This window comes from Cupriavidus sp. SIMBA_020, assembly GCF_046535395.1.
GTDB lineage: Bacteria > Pseudomonadota > Gammaproteobacteria > Burkholderiales > Burkholderiaceae > Cupriavidus > Cupriavidus campinensis.
In genome coordinates this window covers 389,765-409,331 of record NZ_JAWRWU010000003.1, presented here as the reverse complement: position 1 = coordinate 409,331, position 19,567 = coordinate 389,765, and the positions used below count along the sequence as shown (strand labels likewise).

7 protein-coding genes are annotated in these 19,567 nt (G+C 71.0%); all 7 read right to left on the bottom strand.

Annotated elements, in window-relative coordinates:
* Positions 1-23: 23 nt before the first annotated feature.
* Positions 24-13,679, bottom strand: a complete 13,656-nt coding sequence (locus SB751_RS08730) for a filamentous haemagglutinin family protein (protein ID WP_410747944.1) — start codon at positions 13,677-13,679, stop codon at positions 24-26.
* A 235-nt stretch (positions 13,680-13,914) separates the two neighbouring features.
* Positions 13,915-14,919 carry a FecR family protein gene (locus SB751_RS08725; protein ID WP_250025811.1) on the bottom strand — a complete coding sequence of 335 codons (1,005 nt, stop codon included), beginning with the start codon at positions 14,917-14,919 and terminating at the stop codon, positions 13,915-13,917.
* Positions 14,920-15,018: 99 nt separating this feature from the next.
* On the bottom strand, positions 15,019-15,534 hold the full coding sequence (locus tag SB751_RS08720) for an RNA polymerase sigma factor (protein WP_144198520.1): 516 nt from the start codon (positions 15,532-15,534) through the stop codon (positions 15,019-15,021).
* Positions 15,535-15,537: 3 nt separating this feature from the next.
* Positions 15,538-16,251, bottom strand: coding sequence for an STN domain-containing protein (locus SB751_RS08715; RefSeq protein ID WP_144198523.1), 714 nt, complete (start codon positions 16,249-16,251; stop codon positions 15,538-15,540).
* A 155-nt stretch (positions 16,252-16,406) separates the two neighbouring features.
* A complete protein-coding gene (locus tag SB751_RS08710; RefSeq protein WP_144198526.1) occupies positions 16,407-16,934 on the bottom strand; it encodes a YbjN domain-containing protein in 528 nt (175 codons plus the stop codon).
* A 37-nt stretch (positions 16,935-16,971) separates the two neighbouring features.
* Positions 16,972-17,712 carry a hypothetical protein gene (locus SB751_RS08705; RefSeq protein ID WP_092295233.1) on the bottom strand — a complete coding sequence of 247 codons (741 nt, stop codon included), beginning with the start codon at positions 17,710-17,712 and terminating at the stop codon, positions 16,972-16,974.
* 10 nt (positions 17,713-17,722) lie between these two features.
* Positions 17,723-19,561: a putative porin gene (locus SB751_RS08700; protein ID WP_144198531.1), complete on the bottom strand. Its 1,839-nt coding sequence runs from the start codon at positions 19,559-19,561 to the stop codon at positions 17,723-17,725.
* Positions 19,562-19,567 lie beyond the last annotated feature (6 nt).

Genomic DNA, 19,567 nt, shown 5'->3' with positions numbered 1-19,567 from the left:
AGTAAGGGCCGCTGTACGGTCCTTTACCGTTCCAGGTTCTTGCGCTCCGTGGCGGTAAGCATGCGCAACTGCGACTCGCCCAAGTCCATCTGCCCCAGCACCTGCACCACGCCTTGCGGATCGTACTTCGGCGGCGTGGCACTGGCCCCTTCGCGCCCACGCGGCGCATAGGCGCCGGCGCCCCCGTCGCCCTCATTGCCGTTGCCGAGCACCCGCACCGTGAACACCGACGGCAAGCCCTGACGCGCCGCCGCGCGGTCACGCTGCACGGCATCCTGCGCCGCGCTGGCCGCCTGCGACGCCGCCGCGCTGGCGTTGCTCAACGCCCCCACGTTGATCGCCGCCACCACCGGCATGCCCGCCGCCTTGCCCTGCACCTGGATGTTTTCCGCATTGACCACTCGCAGCGCCGCCAGATTGACGTTGCCCGAGACCCGGATACCGGCCTCGCCCGCGTCGATGGTGCCGAGCGGCGCAATCAGGTCGATATCGCCCGGCGGCACTTCCGGGATCGGGTTCAGCGTGGCGATGCCCGCGCCGGTGTTCGGCGTGGTCGGTGACAGCGCCACCAGCCCGATGTCGTCATACGTGCGCCGCTGCGGCGTGTAGACCACGGTGGACTTGGAGCCGCGCCCCGCGTTGATGTCGCCCTGCGCCGACCAGCCCAGGATATTGCCGCCGAAGGTGGTGAAGATGCGGCTCTGGCCCAGCAGGATGCTGTCGCGGGCATACATCTGGATCTCGCCCGCGCCCTGCGTCAGCACGCCGGAACCCTCGCCCGGCACGAAGCCACCGTCCACGCCGACCAGCGTCCGGCCACCCGGCGTGAACACGCTGATGTCGCCGCCGAAGTTGGTGTGGATGCCGGCGTCGAGCACGTCGTAGAACGGCACGCTGCCGGGGCTGCCCGCGGCCAGCCACTCGGCCTTGCTCAGATACTTCGTCCCCGGCTTGGGACGCGTGGTGAAGCGCCCGTCCAGGCTGTCCTGCCCGTTCTGGTAGAAGCGCGCGCTGCTGAACATCGTCAGGTCGCCCTGATAGTCACCCTGAGCGTCCGCCGCCTGCCCCGGGAACAGCGTGGCGATGGCCTCGCGGCCGCGCAGGTAGCTGCCCGCGCGCGGGCCCGTGGCGTCGTTGAACTCGCGGCCCGAGGCCTTGAGTTCCGCGTAGTACACGTTGCGCAGGTAGGCGCGCTGCTGTTCCGGCGGCAGCGCGGCGAGGAACTGCCGCGCGTCCATGGTGGCGGCATCGAAATGCACGCCCAGCCCGTTGCTGCCGCCGAATCGGTCCGTCAGCCAGTTGACCAGATGCAGTTGGCCGGCCAGCCCGTACTCGCGTTGCAGGTCGCGGCTGGGCGCCGTGGTGCCGGCAGCCAGCGCGGTCTGGCGCGACTGGTCCAGCTCGGCCTGCCGGGCGGCCAGGAAGGCCGGGGCGCCGGCCTCGTCGCCGGTGTAGCCGAACTCGGCGCGCAACCAGTCGCCCAGCGTCAGCTTGCCGCCGTAAGTGGTCACGGCCTTGCCCGGCTGGTCGGCCAGCGGGCGCCCGCTGTCGGCCTGATTGGCCGCGTCCAGGTAGCGCGCGGCGAAGGCGTCGAAGCCCAGCCCATCGAGCCCCCTGGCGCCCACGCCGGCGGCCACGGCAATGGCCGCGCCGTTGGAGCGGTCGTGCTGCGCCGAGCCCGCCACCGCGCCGATGCTGCGCAGCTCGCCCTTGTCGGCCAGATAGAGATCGCGCCCGGCGGTCACTTCCAGCAGGCCGGGGCCCGCCACGTAGAAGCTGCCGCCGCGGATGTCGCGGCCCGCCGAGATCACCGAGATGTCATCGTCGTTGCCATGCACGATCAGGTTCCCGCGCGTGGTGGCGATCGTGTTCCGGGTGGGCCGCAGCGGCGCGTTGGGCTCGCTGCTGTAGTACTGGCCAAACCAGCCCAGCGCGTCTTCCGGTGCCATCGCGAAGGTGCCCAGCGGCGTGCCGGCGTTGACGATATCGCGCCCCGCGCGGATCGCCACCGGCCCGCCCCCCTCGTACAACGGGCTCTGGGTGCCTACCGTGCCCGTGAGGCTGCCCACGTAGACGATGGTGCCGGTACGCAGGCCGACGATATCGCCCTCGTTCGCATAGAAGCGCGCGGGCGGCTGCCCCTCGCGGGTATAGCCGGACGCGGTGGGCGACGTCAGGCTGAACAGCGGATACAACTGCTCGCTCTCCACCCCCTTCGAGAACAGCACGCTGGGCGCCAGCGCCTGCGGGTCGATATTGCCGACCACGTGCTGGCCGTACCAGGCGTTGCCGACCACGCCGAGGAAGCCCGGGTTGAACGGGCTCGGCAGCAGCGTGGGATTGGCGCCGGACTGCGTGACCGCATAGCCGGCGGCGTAGATCGAATCCCCGGCCAGCAGTTCCAGCGCGCCGGTGCCCGTCACCGCGAAATGCGGGCTCACCGGCGAAGGTGCCAGGATCAGGCCGACCGGCGACTGCTCCGGACTGTTGTTGCTGACCCGGCCGGAACTCGCATTGCCGTAGTACAGGCTGCCGTTGGGCGCCGCCGCGCGCAGGATCGACGGCATCACGAAGCGACCGTCGGTGGCGCTGTGGTTGCTGCGGTCCCGGTCGTCCGTCCACGACGTGGACGGCGTCAGGTTGCCGCCGGCGCTGAACAGGTCGATGGCGGTGGACGGCGTCCACAGCGAGAACCAGCTCCAGCCCTCGCCATCCTGCGCGGTGCCGTCGAGCGTGAACGGCGTGCCGTTGTGGAACTGGGCCACGCGGCCCGGATCCGCCACGCCGCCGATGACCAGATCGCCGCGCGACTCGATGCGCACGCCGGCATCGCCCACCACCAGCACCGGCCCGCCGCCCGCGATGGACGAGGTGGCCACATAGGGCTGGTAGGCGCGCGTCTCCATCGGATCGGCACGGTCGTAGCGCAGCTCGATGCCGCCCACGGCGCCGGCTTCCAGCCGCAGCGCGCCGCGCAGGTTGACGAACGTGCTGTTCAGGTCCAGGCGCGGATTCGAGAAGCGGGTCAGCGGCGTGATCTCGCCATTGCTCTCGGGCTGGTTGCGGACTTCCGCCACCGGGTTCAGGCCGCCGCCGATGCGGATGTCGAGGTCGCCCCCGCCGGTCTGCGTCAGCGTGCTGCCATCGGCCGAGACGCGGCCCGTGCTGCCCACGGCCAGCACCAGACCCTGGCTGCGCGAGAGCACCGGCGCGCCATTGCCCATGCGCGATTCCAGCATGCCGGCGTTGCCGCCGGCTTCCATCACCAGATTGCCGCCGCCGAGCGTGCCGATACCGGTGAAGCCCACCAGGAACGGCAGGGTGCCCTGCACCGCGTACTGGTCGTCCTTGGCCGCCACATAGCTGCCGAAGTTGACCCACCACGCCGTGGGCACGCCCTCGCCGGGCGCTGCCGCGCTGCCGGTGCCCTGGCGCCACAGCCAGCCGCCCACGGCCGAGGTGTCGAAGTGGATGCGCATCTGGCCCAGCGCATCGTCGTTGCGGATGGTGCCCGGCTTGGTGCCGATGATGTCGCCGCGCACATCGCCCTGCGCGCGCACCAGCACGTTGCCGCCGTGCTCGGGATACCACGCCTGGTACGTGCTCTGCGCGCCGCCGTTGATGAACGGCTCCAGGTAGGCGCCGTTAGCGCCCAGCAGCGTGCCGTCCGCGCCCCTGGCGCGCGCCTGGTTGTAGGCGGCATCCACGCCGGCCGCCTGCGTGCCGGCGGTATAGACGCCGAACGGCGAGGTCATGGTGAAGTCGGCCGCGGCCAGCAGGTCGAGGTCGCCGGTGCCGGTGCGCAGCACGCTGAACATCTGCTGGCGCCCCGGCATCATCTTGTCCTCATAGACCGGCGGCGTGCCATCGGCGATCTTCTCGACGAGGATGCCAAGGCCCAGGTCGTTGAGCCCCGCCACTGCTTCCTCACCGCCATACGCCTCGAGGTTGATCGGCGTGCCCGGCACTTCGCCGAACATCCAGGCCTCCGGCCCCCAGATGTACTTGCCCGGGATGCCCGTGCCCGGCTTGAGCACGGTCTGCTGGGCCAGCCCGTAGTGGGTATCGGCCAGCAGGAGCTGCCCGCGCGTGCTGCGCGGCTGCAGCGCGCGGGTGTCGGCCGCCGTGAGGTCGGCGCCGCCCACCAGCCGCATCGACCACGCCTGCGAGCCCTGCTCCAGCATCGGCGCCAGCGCCCAGGTGCGGCCCTGGTTGCCGCTGGCATCCGCGTCGCGCATCAGCACGGTGGTGGCGTCGCCGGGCAGCTTCACCACGGTTTCGGCCGGGATCATGGCGCCCTTGCGCAGCATCAGGTCGCCCGCCAGCACCACGCCGTTGACCGGGCCGTAGGTGGGCATGTCCACCACGGCGCCATCGGGGAACGGCAGCGGCACGCCGGCCGGCCACGTCATGGCCGCCACGTGCGCGGCGCCCGGCAGGCGGTTGCCCGCGTCGAGCTGCATGCCGGTGGTCAGCGTGAGCGCGGCGGAGAGCACCGTGCCGGCCGGATGAATCACATTGCCCGCGCCGTCGCGGATCGCGCCGCCCAGCACCGTGCCGGCCGGCAGCACGAGGTCCGCCGTCAGCGTGGCGCGCGTGGGCAGCTCGGTCCCGGCGCGCAGGCTCATGGCCTGGATCGGCAAGGCGTAGTTGAGCGCGCGGCCCGGCTGGAAGAAGGTGCCGTCGGCCAGCGTGACCTTGCCGTCGGTCGGCACCACCACGTCGCCGCCCCAGGGCACGCGGCCCTTGACCAGCATCCAGCCGTTGTCGTCCGGCGTGACGGGCAGCGCGGCGCCGTCGAAGCCATCGGACACGCTGCCAAAGATCTTGAAGTCCCCGCCGGCACGCATCACCAGCGCGCCCGCCTCGCCGGAGCCGCGCACGCCGGTCTGCTGCGTATGCGGGTTGACGCTCGCGTAGCGGTAGCCGGACAGGTCGATATCCCCGTCGATATGCAGGTCGCCATCGGGCGTGATCGAGACGATCTCCACGCCCGGGCGCAGGTGGAAGGCATCCGCGTAGGTGCGCAGGCCGGCCAGCCTGCGGGTCATCAGGTCGCCGTTGGCCAGCGCGTTGCCCATGAAGGTCAGGCTCTCCGCGTGCTTCTGGTCCAGGTAGCCCTGGGTGATGGACTGGTAGTCGCGCCCATCGGCCGTGCCGCCGGAAACCAGCGGCGCGTCGTTGTAGGTCTGGAAGGCGTTGACGGTGATCGCGCGCGCGCCGTCGATGCGCACGCTGCCTGATGCGTCGATGTCGACGTCGTTGCCGGTGGCGCCGCCCAGCCGGCGGGCGCTCAGCTCCACCGTGCCGAGCGACAGCGGCGTGCCGTCGGTGCCGGCGCGCACGTCCATGCGCGCGCCGTCCGCCAGCGTCAGCCGGCCTTGGCCCGCGTTGATGTCGATCACGGCGCGGTTGGGCGCCTCGATCACCTGCCCGTAGCTGTCCACGCGCAGCACGCGGCCATGGGCGTCCAGCAGCGCGCCGCCGCCAATCGTCACGCCATCGCGCGCGGCCAGGCGGATGCTGCCGACCTGCTCGCCGCTGGCGTCCACGATGCCGTTGACTACCAGCCGGCCGCCATCCACCGAGACGCTGATCTCGCGCGCCTTCAGTTCGTCACCCACCGTCAGGTCGCCCTGCTTGATCTGGAAGTTGCGGCTGCCGGTGACCCCGCCCGCCGTCAGGCGCTGGTTGAGGCCGATGAAGTCGGCCACGTGCTGGCCGCGAATGTCGGCGCCGCCGGCCGCGTACGGCACCCACGTGCCGCCCGCATCGTAGTAGCCGGTGCTGCCGCCCACGATGGCGCCGCGCAGGTCCACCGTGCCGGCCCCGGCCCCAGCCCCCACCGCCACGGCGGTGAGCTTGCCGGCGCGGTTCTCCAGCGCGGAGAGGTCGATGCGCGAACCAGCCGTCTGCAGGATGTTGCCGGACTGGCTTTCCAGCACCACGTCGCCGCCCCAGCTGTACTTGCTGACGTCGAAGAAATCGACCTTGCGGCCGGCGAGGTCCAGCCGGGCGCCATCGCCGAGCACGACATCGCCCTCGGCGGACACCGTGAGCTTGCCGCTGGGCAGCGCCACGGTGGTGTCAAGTGCCACGCTGCGTCCGGCGAGCGAGACTTCCGCGCCCAGCGCGGCAATCAGCTCCGCATTCGTCAGCGCGGGCGCGGTAGCCCCGGCAGGCGCGGCCACGTTCACCGCGCCGCCCGCGCGGATCTTGTTGACCGAGCCTGCCGCGCCGGTCAGCAGCGGCGTATGGATGGTCAGGTCGCCGCCGCTGTAGGCGTAGGCGTTGGTGGCCGCATCCCAGGCGCCGCGCGTCTGGTAGACCGCGAGCGAGCCGGTCTGGTTGGCCGTGACGCGTTCGCTGGCGTTCAACGCCACGCCGCCGAAGCCGAGCACCAGCCGGTCCATATCGTGGATGGTGTCCGGACGGGTGCCGGGGCCGTAGCCGAATTCGATCTGGCGCGCATCGACGATGAACTGCCCGCTGCCGTTGCCTGCGCCACCGGCCGCCACCTGCCCCGGCGCGGTGTTGGTGCCGTTCCAGACCAGCGTGTCGGTACGGATGCGGGCGCGGGCGTCGGCGTCTCCCAGGCCGCAGATGGCCGGGGTGGTCAGCACCAGCCGTTCCAGCGAGGACTTGCCGGTGGCAGGATCGATGGTGGACAGTTCGATCGAATCGTAGAAATTGACCGCGTCGCGCGCCGTCAGGACGAGGTTTTCCAGTGCCGGTGCGCCGGCGCTGGTGTCGCCGCGCAGCAGGCGGTCGAGCACGCCCTGGTTGAGGGTCAGGCCGGGGGTCAGGGCGTTGCGCGCGGCCATGGCCGCCAGCGACGCCTCGCTCCCCACGTTGATGCCGCCGACAGCCAGCGTCAGGTTGCGCGTGCCGTAGCGCGCCGTGTCGCGCAGCTCGAAAGTCTGGTCGGTGGCGGCCGCGATGGTGCCTTCCGAATAGAGCTGCGTGGTGCCGTTGCAGACGGCGCCCGCCGCGCAGGCGCCAATGTCGATGCGGCCCGGGCCCTGCGCCGGGTCATTGCCGATGGCAGGCGGCAGCAGGTCCAGCCAGCCGTTGGACACCGCCAGCACGGACAGCCGGGCCGGATCGTAGACGTAGCCGTCCATGGAATCCCACGCGGCCTTGCCCTGGCCGAGCGTGTTGATGCCCGCGCCCTGCTCGATGACGATGCCGCCAGACTTGAGGCCGGTGACGAGGAACACCTCGCCGGCCTTGAGCACCGCGCCTTCGCGCAGCACGATGTTCCGCGCGTTGCCGGTGAAGGTGGCGATGTTGTCGCGCTGCGAGTTGGTGGCGGAGCGCACCACGGCGGGCAGGCCGCCGATGCCGAGGCGGTTGGCGCCGATGGCATTGAGGTCGTCCGCGTGCAGCGAGATCTGGTTCAACAGATCCCCGCCGGGCAGCGCCCTCGGCGTCGCGCCGGCCGCCAGGATCTCGTAGTCGCCGGAGTTGCTGACGACCAGCGCGCTGCCGCCATAGCCGCCCGTCGGCGTGCCGTAGGCGGTGGTGCCGCTGGCAAAGCGCAGCGCGGGCGCGTCACCGATCTTGCCGGCCTGGATGTCGGCGATGAATTCGAGCTGAAGGCCCTTGGCGTCGCGCTCGAGCATGGGCCGCGGCACGCCGTTGAGGGCCGCGTTCGCCAGGCCGAATTCGGCGTAGCTCGTTTCGTTGTACTGCGACAGCCGGCGCAGCATATCGGCCGAGGTCAGGAAAACCTGCGTCGGCAGCGCATCGCGGAGGGTCGTGTTGGCCGTGCCGAGCTGCGCCGAGGTCGCGTACGAGCCATTGCGCATGGCCAGCGCCGGTCCCTGCCCCAGCCCAGCCTGGCTGGCGCCGTTGAGTTCCACGCGGAACGCGCCCGGCAGCAGCGCGAAGGTCGAGGGCAGCAGCGTGTAGGTGCCGGCCGGCAGCCCCGGCACCCCCGCGCCGATGGTGATCTGGCGGCCGATGGCCGGGTCGCTCGCGCCGTGTTCGGCCACGATCGGCGCATAGCCGGCCTGCGCACCCGGCACGATCGCATAGATGGGGTTGGTGTCCACCCCGGGCAACGTGAAGCCGCCCTTCGGCGACACCTGCACCAGCGGGTTCATCCGTGCGTCGGTAGAACCGCCGCGCCCGGCCAGGAAGGCCGCGCCGGTCAGCTCGCCGCCGCCCGACATGTCCAGCAGCGCGCCCGGCTGCACGTCAATGGCGTGGCCGGTCAGGTTGATGGTCGGCCCCGCGCCTACGCCGGGGAACACCACGTCCGCGCCGTTGTGCATATAGCTCAGGCCGTCGAGCGTGCCGCCATAGGGCATCACCAGCCCGTTCGCGCTGACCGAGGTCACGCTGCCGGGCAGCACATTGACCACGCCGGTCTCTGTGCCGTTGCCGCTGGTCCCGATCGAAACCGACCCGAGCGGCGCCCGCACCACGCCGCCCTGGTTGACCGTGGGACCGGACAGGCTCAGCGTGCCGAAGACCGAATACGGCGTGGCGGGGAGTGCATCCCCCACCCGCTCGATGTTCAGCACGCGGGTCGGATCGAAGGTGCGGATGGGGCTGCCCCACTGGTTGACACCGTCGATCTGCCCGACCAGGACCCTGCCGCTGTCCAGCATGGCCGGGTAGATCTGCGAGGCGGCCAGCGTCAGGTCGCCCGGCTGGTACAGCAGCGCGGCGCCGGACATGCGGATGTCCGAGGCGCTGCGCAGCGTCATCTGGTCGAACGCATCGCGCTCCACCTTGAGCGGATCGACGGCGTTCTGGATGATCTCGCCGCGCGCGCCAACGCTCAACTCGCCCACGATGTCGAGGAACTGCGCATCGGCCAGGAAGCTGGTGCCGTCCGCCACCAGCGGCACACCGAGCGTGCCGCCCGCCGCGCCGGAATTCTTGGAGCCGCGCACCGGGTTCGGCATGATGCCGTTTTCGCCCTGGCTGCGCGTGGCGCCGGCGAGGCGCATATAGGGCGCCGCCAGGCTGACACGCGTGCCGGCCGCAGCCTGTTCGGCCAGGCCGATGGCGCTGGCCGTCAGGCTCAGGCTCTGGCCCATGGCCAGGTTCACGTCGCCATCGAAGCTGATCAGGCCGTTGGCAAGCAGCGCCAGATTGTCGAAGCCGCCCGCCGCCACGCGGTCCACGCCCACGCGGGCGGTGCCGTAGCGCAGCGCGGTGTCGCGCATGCCGGGGCGCAGCGCGTCGGAAAGGCCGCTATCGCCCTGCACCTGCGCCACCACCAGTTCACGCGGCACGCGCACTGCGTCGTCCACCGCCGCGCCCTTCAGGGTGTTGCGGTCCACGCCGAGGTAGGACGGCGTCTCCAGGTTGATCGCCAGCGTGCCGCCGGCCGCGCCCGCGCCACCGGCGGCCGCACGCAGGTCGCCATCCACGAACAGGCCGCGCATGGAACTGAGCGCGATCACCCCGCCGTTGCTGGCCACGTTGACCGGGCCGACGCCGGCCACGTCCACCACGGCCGACGCCCCGGAGGCGTCCAGCCGCGCACCGGGCCGCACCACCACGAAGGCATCGGCCGCATCGACCTCCCGTGCGCCGTCCACGTGGCGCGCGCCGATCTCGATGGTGCCGCCGTTGGCGACCTCGCCATAGGCCCGGCCCTGCACGTCACGCGCGGTGACCGCACGGCCTGCCACGTCGATCACGGCATCGCCGCCGATCCAGATCGAGCGGGCGTCGGGCGTGCCGCTGGGTGACGCCGCGTTGCCCACGCCCAGCGCGGTCTGCAACACGGCCACGCTGCCGCCCCACGCGTTGAGCGTGCCGTCGATGGTGATCTGGCCGTTGCCCTGCAGCGTCAGCGCGTGGCCCGGATCGACCGTGACCGTGGCGCCCTGCCCCACCGTCACCGGCGCCTGGCCGTAGACGTTGCCGCCACCCAGCACGAGGTCGGCGCCGCGCCGCTGCGTCAGCACGCCATGGACCGGATCTTCCTCCCACAGCGGCGGCAGCCAGCGCTCCAGCGCCTGCGCGGGGTCCGCGCCGGTGGGCACCCTGTGCGCCGCCGTGGTGTCGTGGCGCAGCACCGGCATGATGACGTCGACGGTGGCGCCGTTGGCGATCTGCGAGCCCTGCTGGCCCGATACGTCGTACTTCGAAAACCCGGTCTGGAACAGGTCGGTGTCCAGCACCAGCAGCGGCTTGACCGCTACGTCGGTGGAAAGCACCACGCCGGCCGGCAGGCGGTCCCCGGCGGCCATCGCATGGTCGGTCTGGAACGCCGTGCCCGCCTTGACCGTGGTGCTGTACATGGCCACCGGCATGCCATTCGGGAACACGTTGGCCGGCACCACATAGCCGGCGCCCATTTCGCCCTGCGTGCGCACCAGCACGGTCCCGGCGGGCACCGTGGTGCCGCTCGCGTACCAGCCGCCGTTCGTGTCGTACACGAGGAACGGGTTGAAGCCGACGCCCTGCGGCACCACCCACGGCGTAGCGAGCGTGAGCGGCCGGCTCGGCGCGATGGCGATGGTGCCCGGCGACACCTGGCCCGGCGCAGCAGTGTCGGACGTGAACGTGTAATCCACCGGCAGCACCGTGCCCGCCTTGATCGTGAACGGCTGGTCCAGCGTCAGGTGCACCGGCACCGATTCCCCCGCGCGCAGCACGCCGGATTCGGCCAGCAGGCCGCCGCCGATGGCGACGCCCAGGCCCGAGTCGATGGTCAGCGTACCGCCGCCGTTCACCCCGTAGCCGCGCAGATCGCCATCCATGCGCAGCGTGCCCGAGCCGGTGCCGGCCACGTCATACTGGTTCGAGCGCAGCGTGATATTGCCGCCGCGCCCGCCGCGCAGCGCGCCGTCCGCCATCAGCGCGGCGCCGGACGACACATCGATCAGGCTACCCGCGCCGAGCGTGACGTCGCCCGAGCTGCTGACCGTGACCGAGCCGCCGTTCACATAGGGCAGGCCGTCGATGTTGCTGGGGTCCTGCTTGAGATTGGTCCACAGGCCGCGCGCATCGAGGGTGACGCCGGGCGCCACGGTCACGGTTGCCGCGCCGGTGGGCGAGTCAGTGACTGGCCGGTCGATCCAGTTGCCCGGGCTGCCCCGGCTGACGATGTCCCCGAGCGCGATGGTGCCGCCACGCGCGGTAAGGTCCGCGCCGATATCCACCGTGGTGGCATGCAGCCCCAGCGCGCCGCCCGGCGCCACGGCCAGCGGCGCATCCACCGCGATGCCGTCCTTGGCGAACACGGTGAAGCCGCCGAGTTCCAGCCCGTTGAGCCAGCCGGCATCCAGGCGGATATGGCCGCCGCTCTGGTCCGCCGGCAGCGCGTCGTCCAGACCGATACCCTGCGCGATGCCCTGCACCGCGCCAATGTCGACCTGCCCGGCCACCGCCGTCGGGATTTCCCGGATCGTGTTGGTGGCGGGATCGAACAACGGCACCAGCTTGCCGATCACCAGCTGCCCATGTCGAGGTGCGGCGATCTGGGACTGCTGATAGCCGTCCAGCCCGGCATCGCGCGCCTGGCCCTGGCGCGGGCCCTGGTAGACGGTGGCGTCGATATCGCCCTGCATCACGGCCGAGGCGGTGGACACCACCACGCGGCCAGCATCGCGGCCCACCGTGTAGCCGTTCTCCAGCCGCTCGCGCGGCGCGATCAGCGGGTTGTAGAACTGCTCGGTGGCCTTGGCGCCCCAGCGCTTGTGCGCCGCCTCGAAGCCGCGATAGACGCCCTCGTAGGTCATGTCGCCGGGCGCCGTGGCGAGGTTGTAGAGCTGGCCGTCGCTGCCGCGCAGCCAGGTCTGCTTGATCTTGCCGGTCTGCACGTCCAGCGAGCCGCCCGCCACGTTGATGGACGACCCCGCCCGCGAGACCAGCTCCCCGCCTTCGAACAGCACGGTGCCGCCCAGCGCGGCCCATTCGCCGATGCCGTGGCCGCTGGTGTTGAGGTAGCCGCTGACTTCCAGCAGGCCGCCGCCGGTGTACCAGCGGTCCGTGGTGGCGCCGTTGGTGCCGGCGGGCACGCGCACGAGATAGCGCCGGTCCACCCACATGGTGGTGTTGTTCAGCTTGCCGGAGTCCCGGTTGTTCGGCGCGTCGCGCTGCTCGTTGCCCTGGACGTTGATCTCGACGTTGTTGGACTCCATCGCCACGCGCACGCCCACGGCGCCCGCCACGTCCAGCACGGCGCGATCGGCCAGCAGCGTGCGCCGCGCGGCATTGACCTGGATCTGCCCGCCGGTGGCCAGCGCCAGCGAATCGGCGTCGAACAGCACGTCCCCGCCCGAGGCGATCTGCACCAGCGACTGGTCGCGCCGGTTGTAGCCGCCCTCGCTGGCGGTGGCGGAATCCTTGATCAGCGCGTCGCGCTGCACGTCGAGCGCGGTCTCGTTGCTGTCGGCCAGCAGGATGGCGGTGACGCTGCCCGGGGCCAGCGTCACGCGGCTCTTGTCGTCGCCCTCGGCGCGCAGGTGCACCGTGCCGCGCGTGGTGACGGAGCTGCTGGAGAGCAGCACGCCGCGCTGCTCGACCGTATGGCCCTTGAGCGTGATGTCGCCGGTGGCGGCCTGGATCAGGCCGGCGTTGGTGACCAGCCCGGCCGTGGTGCCGGTGTTGCGCAGCACGTCCACCTCATTGCCGCGCGTGGTGGACGTCTTGTTCGCGTCGGTGCCCATGCCCCGGCGAATCACAAAGCTGTCGCCGGCGGCCAGCGTGGTCTGGCCGTTCGGCGTGACGATGGTGCCCCGGTTGTGCGCCTCGCGGCCGGCCAGCAGCACATAGCCGCCGCCCTCGGTCACGCTCTGCGGCGTGCGCGTGGCGATGCGGGCACCCGCTTCCACCACTACGTCGCCCGTGGCATTGCCGAATGACGTGGCGGTCGCCGTCGAAACCAGGTCATTGGCGAAGGTGGGCACGTAGCCGCTGCCCTTGGCCTCGCTGAACAGCCCCTTCTGGAACTGGGCATCGGTCATGCCGGCGGCGGCGGCCACGAGGTTGCGCGTGTCGACCTGGCTGGTGCCCTTGAAGACGATGCCGTTGCGGTTGACGATCATCACCGTGCCGTCGGCCTTGATCTGTCCCTGGATCTGGCTGGGCCGCGCCTGCGGGTCGTTCACGCGGTTGAGCACGGCCCAGTCGGCCTGCTGGTGGAACTCCACCGTGGTATTGCGCCCCACGTTGAAGGTTTCCCAGTTCAGGATGGCGCGGTCGCCGGTCTGCTCGATGGAGACCACGGTCCGGCCATCGACAACCTTCTGCCCGGTGGCCTTGTCCAGCGGCCGGGCGTTCTGCCAGCCCGCCGTCAGGCTGTTGGTATCGACCTTGAGGCCGCCCTCGGCCAGCCCGTCGGGGACGGACGGGTCCTGCGCGGCGGCCTGGCGCGCCGCAGCCTGCGCGGCCTGCATGGCGGCGATGGCCTGCGCGGTGGTGGCGAGGTTCTGGATCGAACGCTGGAGCTGCTGGCTGGCCTGCTGTTGCTGCGCGGACGGGTTGGTCAGCGCGGAGGCCGGCATGCCGTTCGGCAGCCGGCCGGTCGCGGCCGCCGTGCCCTGCATCATGTTCTTCTGGGCCATCCAGTCGCGGCTGAAGGCCTGCTGGGCGTGCGCGCTATCGAGCATGCCGCCCGCTGCCACCAGCAGCGCTATCGCATGGGCCAGCGGCCGGCGGCGTGGATTCGGAAGCCGGAAGCCGCCGCCGTATTGTGGCGAAGGCATGTTCCCGCTGTGAGCGCGCATCTGCATGGTGATCTCAATCCCGTCAAGCAACGTTGGCGGGCCGCCTCTCGCAATCTGCGTGGCGTGGCGGCCCTGTCGTCATGTCCACCGACGGCAAGCGCCGTCGATGCTCCTGGGACCTAGACCATTGGGCCGAAGGGAATCGGCAAGCTTTTCCTTGAAGATTTCGTGACAGCGATCCGGGAAAACCCGGACCGGCGTGCCTGCGAAAAACCTAGCTCAGCAGCACCACGCCGCCCGGCAACGTGCGGGCATGCAGGCCGAAAGAACGCTGCATCTGGACGATGGCCTTGTCGAGCGCATGGATCTGAAAACGGCCGGTGACCGGCTTCGCCGCGAGTTGCCGATCCAGCAGCACCACCTTGCCGGTGCGGTAGCGGTTGATCTCGTCGAGCACCTCGCCCAGCGGCGCATCGGTGAAGCGCAGGTAGCCCGCGCGCCAGCCGGGCATGCGCGCGGCGTCGAGCTGCTCGGCGCGGCCCAGCGCGTGGTCGTCGTAGCGCAGTTGCTGGCCGGCTGACAGTTGCGCGGTGCCGCTGGCATGGGCCACCTGGACCTGGCCGTCGATACAGGTCACGCACACCGCGCCGCCCAGGTGCCGGACCTCGAAGCGCGCGGCCCGGCGCTGGAGCGCCTGCGTGCGACCGGCGCCGGCCGCCACCACGAAGGGCGTCTCGGCGTGGGTCAGGTCGATGGCAGCTTCCCCCGCGATCAGGTCGATACCACGCGTGCCGCCGGCGCCGGGCCACACCGCGATGCTGGTGCGCGTATTGAGTTCGACATCGACCGCCCCGCCCAGCGCCAGCCGCCGCTGCTCGCCCGTGGCGGTGCGGTAGTCGGCACGCCATTCGTTGGCGGCGGGCCACAGGCCCAGCGGCGGGTGGACCACGGCCGCCACCGCTGTGGCGGCGGTGGCGCCGAGCGCGCCGCCGAGGAACGCGCGCCGCTGCCAGCTGGACGGACGCCGTGCCGCCGGCAGCGTGGCGTGCATGGCGGCGGGGTTGCGCGCCTTGACCATCGCGGCGGCCTCCCCAAGCTGGGCCCAGCGGGCGCGCGCGGCGGCAAAAGCGGCCGCGTGGGCAGGGTTGGCCTGGCACCACTGGCGCAGCGCCGCACCGTCGGCATGCGTGATCTCGCCCGCCGCAACACGGCGCACCCAGGCGAGCGCCTGCCGCTCGACGGGATCCAGTTCGCGCGGCGGGGGGAACGGAGCATTCATGGTTGGGATCATGGCGTCAGACGAGCCATCCTCGGGTAGCGCCCGGCAAGCAGGCTTACAGACAAGACGGTTGGGCGGACGCGGATCGGCACGATTTCTTCACTCATGCTTCGGCATGTGCGCCATGCAGTACTCATGGGCGCGTTTCAGTTCCAGGCCGACCAGCCGCGTGGATACGCCGAAGCGCACCGCCACCTCCTGGTTGGAACGCTCCTCCACGCGTACCGCGAGGAAGATCGCCCGCCGCCGGGGCGGCATGCTGTCGATCAGCCGCGCCAGCGCCTCCACCTCGTCGCGCGCGGCCACGGTCTGCGCCGGCCCCGGGGCGGGATCGGCGATCTCGAGCATCAGCGTGTCCACCTCGTCCGCGCTCATATAGCGGCGGTCGCGCTGGAGCCGGTCCAGCGCGAGGTTGGTCGCCATCCGCATCAGGTAGGCGGCCGGGCTCTTGACCGGGCCGCTCTCCTCGCTGCGGTCTTCCAGATGGACCCAGGTGTCGTGCAGCGCGTCGCTGGCCAGCTCGGACGAGCCGAGCCGCCACGTCAGGCGCCGCTTGAGGTCTTCGTAGCGCAGCGCGAGGAGATCGCGCAGGGTGGCGCGGGTGGAATCGCTCATGGCTCAGCCCGCCTGCCGTTCGCACGCGGGGCGGCACGCGCCGGCCTGCGCCGCCCGCGCGTCGCAGTGCACGGGATGGACCAGCAGCACGAAGGGCCGCGACGGATCGGTCGGCGACAGGCCCACATCGACCTGTTCGAGGGTCTCAACGATGGCTGCATCGCGTGCCTTGTCGCCGGTGGTGTCCAGCAGCCGCACGTGGCGAACATGGCCGGACGCATCGACATGCACCCGCAGCGCCAGCCGGTATTCCCCGAACGCCAGCGACGGCCGCGCGCACAGCGCCCGGTAGATGCGCGCCTGCACCGCGCCGTCGACCTGGCGCTGCCGGCTGGCGGTGGCCTCTGGCGCGGGCGCATCCGGCGGGCGGGGTGTGGGGATCAGCACGAAGGCATCGGACGCGGCGGCCTGCACGGCCAGTCCCGTGCCCTCCACCAGCCTGCGCAGCGCGTCCTCGGGGCGATAGCGCCCGTGAACCGGCGCCGAGCTGCGGCCCTCCGCGAGTTCGGAGGGGAAGAAGACGGACAGGCTGGTCAGCCTGTCGTACTGCGCCAGCGCCTGTTTCAAGGGCTGGGCCGGCAGGTCGAAGGCGATCTCGGCCATGCCGTCCGGCGTGGCCTGCTGGGCGCGGAGCTTCTGGCAGGCCATGCAGAGCACGAGCAGCGTCAGGTAACCCACCAGCGCGCGCGCACTGGGCGATGCGACCAGCCTTGCCATCACGATCCAAGATGAGTCGTCCGTTGAGGAATGCCCGACGGCGCTGCATGCGGGCGCCTTGAGCCGGTCCGCATCGTAGGACTCCTGTGTGACGTAACCGTGACTGCAAGGCGGTGCACTGCCCGCCCCCCTCCGGGAGAGGGGCGTGGCAAGTTTCAGCCGGCAACGGCGTCGGTGACTTCATCAGCGGCCAGCCCCGCTGATTCCGTCCCGGCGGCCTGGAAGTTGCGCAGATGCAGGAAGAACTGCCCCATCATCTGCACCCACAGCTGCATCGCCACGCCGACATAGGCGGGCGCAACGCCGCCGGAGACCATCACATCCATCTCCAGCACCACGAACTCGCCATGCTGCGCCACCCGCGCGAAGCGCCGGCTGCGGTGCCACTCGGCCACCACGCCCTCGGGCAGCGTGCCGCCCTGCACGCGCAGCGGGCAGCTCAGCGTGAAATCCACATACTCGCCCGGCGCGGCGGCATTGCCCCACAGCACCTGGAAGCCGACGCCGTGGCTGGCGCTGTGCAGGCGCGGCACGCCCTCCTGCTCGATGACGGTGACGGCGCAGCCGGCCGCCTTGATGGCGTCCGCTACCTGATCGGGCGTGATGGCCTGCAGGAGCGTGGGTTGTTCGGTGGTTTGCGCGACGGTGTCGAACGGCGTGGCGATGGTGGCGATGGTGGTCATGGACTTGTCCTGAGATCTGAAATACGTGGAAGAGGGGTTAGTGCGTCTTTTGCGGCGCGGCGTCCGGCTGGCTCGCTGACTGGGCCGATGGAGCCGCCGGCGCAGCCTGCGCTGCCGCGGCGGCGGAGAACTGCCCTTCGTAGAGCTTGTCGCCAAACTGCTGCGCAATCTGCTCGTAGCGCACGCGGCTCTGCGCGGCGAAGGGCTGGCGCGCGCTCAGCACCGTGCCGAGGTCGACGGTCTCGTAGGCCTGCAGCACCTCCTGGCCCACCGCGTACAGCTGCGCGTTCTTGGCTTCGCACTGGGTCAGCGCGGTCTTCTGCGCGGTGGTTTCGGCGGCCAGGCGCTGGCGCTCGGCGTCCAGTCCGCGCGCCATCCTGAGCAGTTCGTCGTACGCCCCGCGATACTGGGCAATCTGCGCGCCAGCCTTTTCCGCCAGCGCCTGGCCCTGCTGCTGGCTCTGGCGTAGCGCCTCGCGCGACTGGCGCTCGCCGGCCAGTTGCGCGCGCGCAGCCTCCAGCTCCTTCTTCAGGGCCTCGACATCGGCCGACGCCGCGCCGGCCTTGGCGGCGGGCTGGCTGCCGGCGCCGGCCTTGAGCACCGCCAGTTCGTTCTGCGCCTGCTGGAGCTGCGCGGTGGTGTTGCGGAGCTGGTTGCGCAGGCGCTCTTCCATGCTCTGGCCGGCCGGGGCCTGCTGGGCATGGGCGGCGTCGGCGGCGGCGCCGGCCACCAGCAGCGTGGCGGCCAGGGCAATGCCGGGGAGGAACGGATGGGACACGGTGTCCTCCTTAGAAACGGGCGTTGACTTCAAGCTGCAGCGTGTCGATCGACAGCGGCGGCCCGAACACTTCCTTGGTCGAGATCCAGCGGCCGGTCAGCCAGGCGTTCTTGTCGAACGCGTAGGAGCCGCCCAGGTAGTAGCCGCGCGCATTGGTGCCGCCCATGTGGAAGGTAGAGTCGTTGTAGCCGTCCGGCATGGCGTCCGGCTCGATGCGCTTGTAGCCAGCCAGCACGTTCCAGTCGCCGCGTGCCGAAGGCGTGGGCTTGCCGAAGGTGGCCTGGAACATGTAGGCGTTGCCGCCGCTCTTGAAGTCCGCGCGGCTGGTGCCGCCGCTGGCGCCGAAGTTGTTCACGATGCCGCCGTTGGCGCGCGCGAACATCTCGTCCGGGTCGTAGGCCAGGTTGCGGATGTAGTTGCCGTCCAGGCGGAGCATGTACTTGCCGGCCACCTTGGTGTCCCAGCGCAGGTTGACGTCGAGCAGCTGGAATTGCGAGGCCAGGCCCACGTACTGCGGCTGCGGCGTATTGGCCGGGTCAAGCGGGTTGAGCGCGATATTGCGCAGCAGCATCAGCGTGTTGCCCTTCTGCATGAAGGCCGGGCGGCTCCAGTCGGTGCTGCAGCTGGTGGCGCCCGCGTAGAGCGCGCACGGGTCGGAGACGCGGCCGCTGACGTTGTGGAAGTCGTAGTAGGCCAGCGCGCCGCGCAGGCGATTGTCGTCGTTCACCTTCCAGCTCGCGCCGATCTGCGCGCCCAGCAGCCACTTGTTCTCGCTGCCCATCTTGTCCTGGCTGTTGCCCGGGAAGCCGTCCGACGAGTATTCGAGCGGGATCAGGCCGAGCGAGCCGAACAGCGAGACGTCGCGGTTGGGTAGCGCCTTGTCGAACTGCGCGGCGATGCCGTCGAAGTTCAGGTCGTTCGAGAACAGCGTGTCAGACGACACGAACGGGTTGCCGAAGCGGCCGCCGGTGATCTTGACCCACTCGAACGGCTGGTACGACAGCCAGCCCTGGTCGAGCCAGACGTCCTTCTTGGCCAGCCCACCGCCGAGCGTCTGGTTGGTGGAGACCGGGCTGTTGTCGTTGCCGGTGGCCAGGCGCACGCCGGCCTTCACGCTCTCGGACACATCGGCCAGCACGCCGAGCCGCGCACGGGCCTTCCACTGGAGCGTGCGGTTCTGGCGCGTGTTGAGCAGCGGCGGCAGCGCCAGGTTGGTGTTCGGGTTGACGTCGAAGCCGCTGCCCGAGTTGATGGCGGCCCAGTCGATCTCGATATTGCTGTTGTTGGCGGAATAGAAGCGCGATTCGTTGCGCAGGCGCACATCGCCCTCGACATGGATGCGCTGGGTCCACTCCGGCATCTCGTTGGGCGCGGCCCAGCCTTCGGCCTTGGCCTGGGCCATCACCTGGACCTTCACCTCGTCGCGGATCTCGTCCCGCACGGTTTCCGGGATGTACGGCACGCGCACGTCGCCAGGCTGCAATGCAGCGGCGGTCACGGCTCCAGCGGCCGCGCCCGTGACGGCCCCGGCCCCGGCACCCGTACCCGCAGACGTCTGCATGGTCGCCAGTTGGCGCTGGGTCTGCTGCGCGGCCATCGCCTCGGTCTGGGCCTGTGCGAGCAGGGCCTCGCCGGCGTCCTTGCGCAGCGCGCCGCTCTCGATCAGGCCACGGATCAGCTTGACCATGGTGCTGTCTCCCGGCGCGGCGGCGGTCTGGGCGCGGGCGCCGCCACCCGCGGCCAGCAGCGCGACGGCCAGGGCAAGCGCCTGCGCGCGGCGCCGGGTGCGTGGAGCGCGCGTGATGTGCGGGGTGCACCGGGTGCGCGGGTGGATGGCGGAGGGATTCATCGGTGT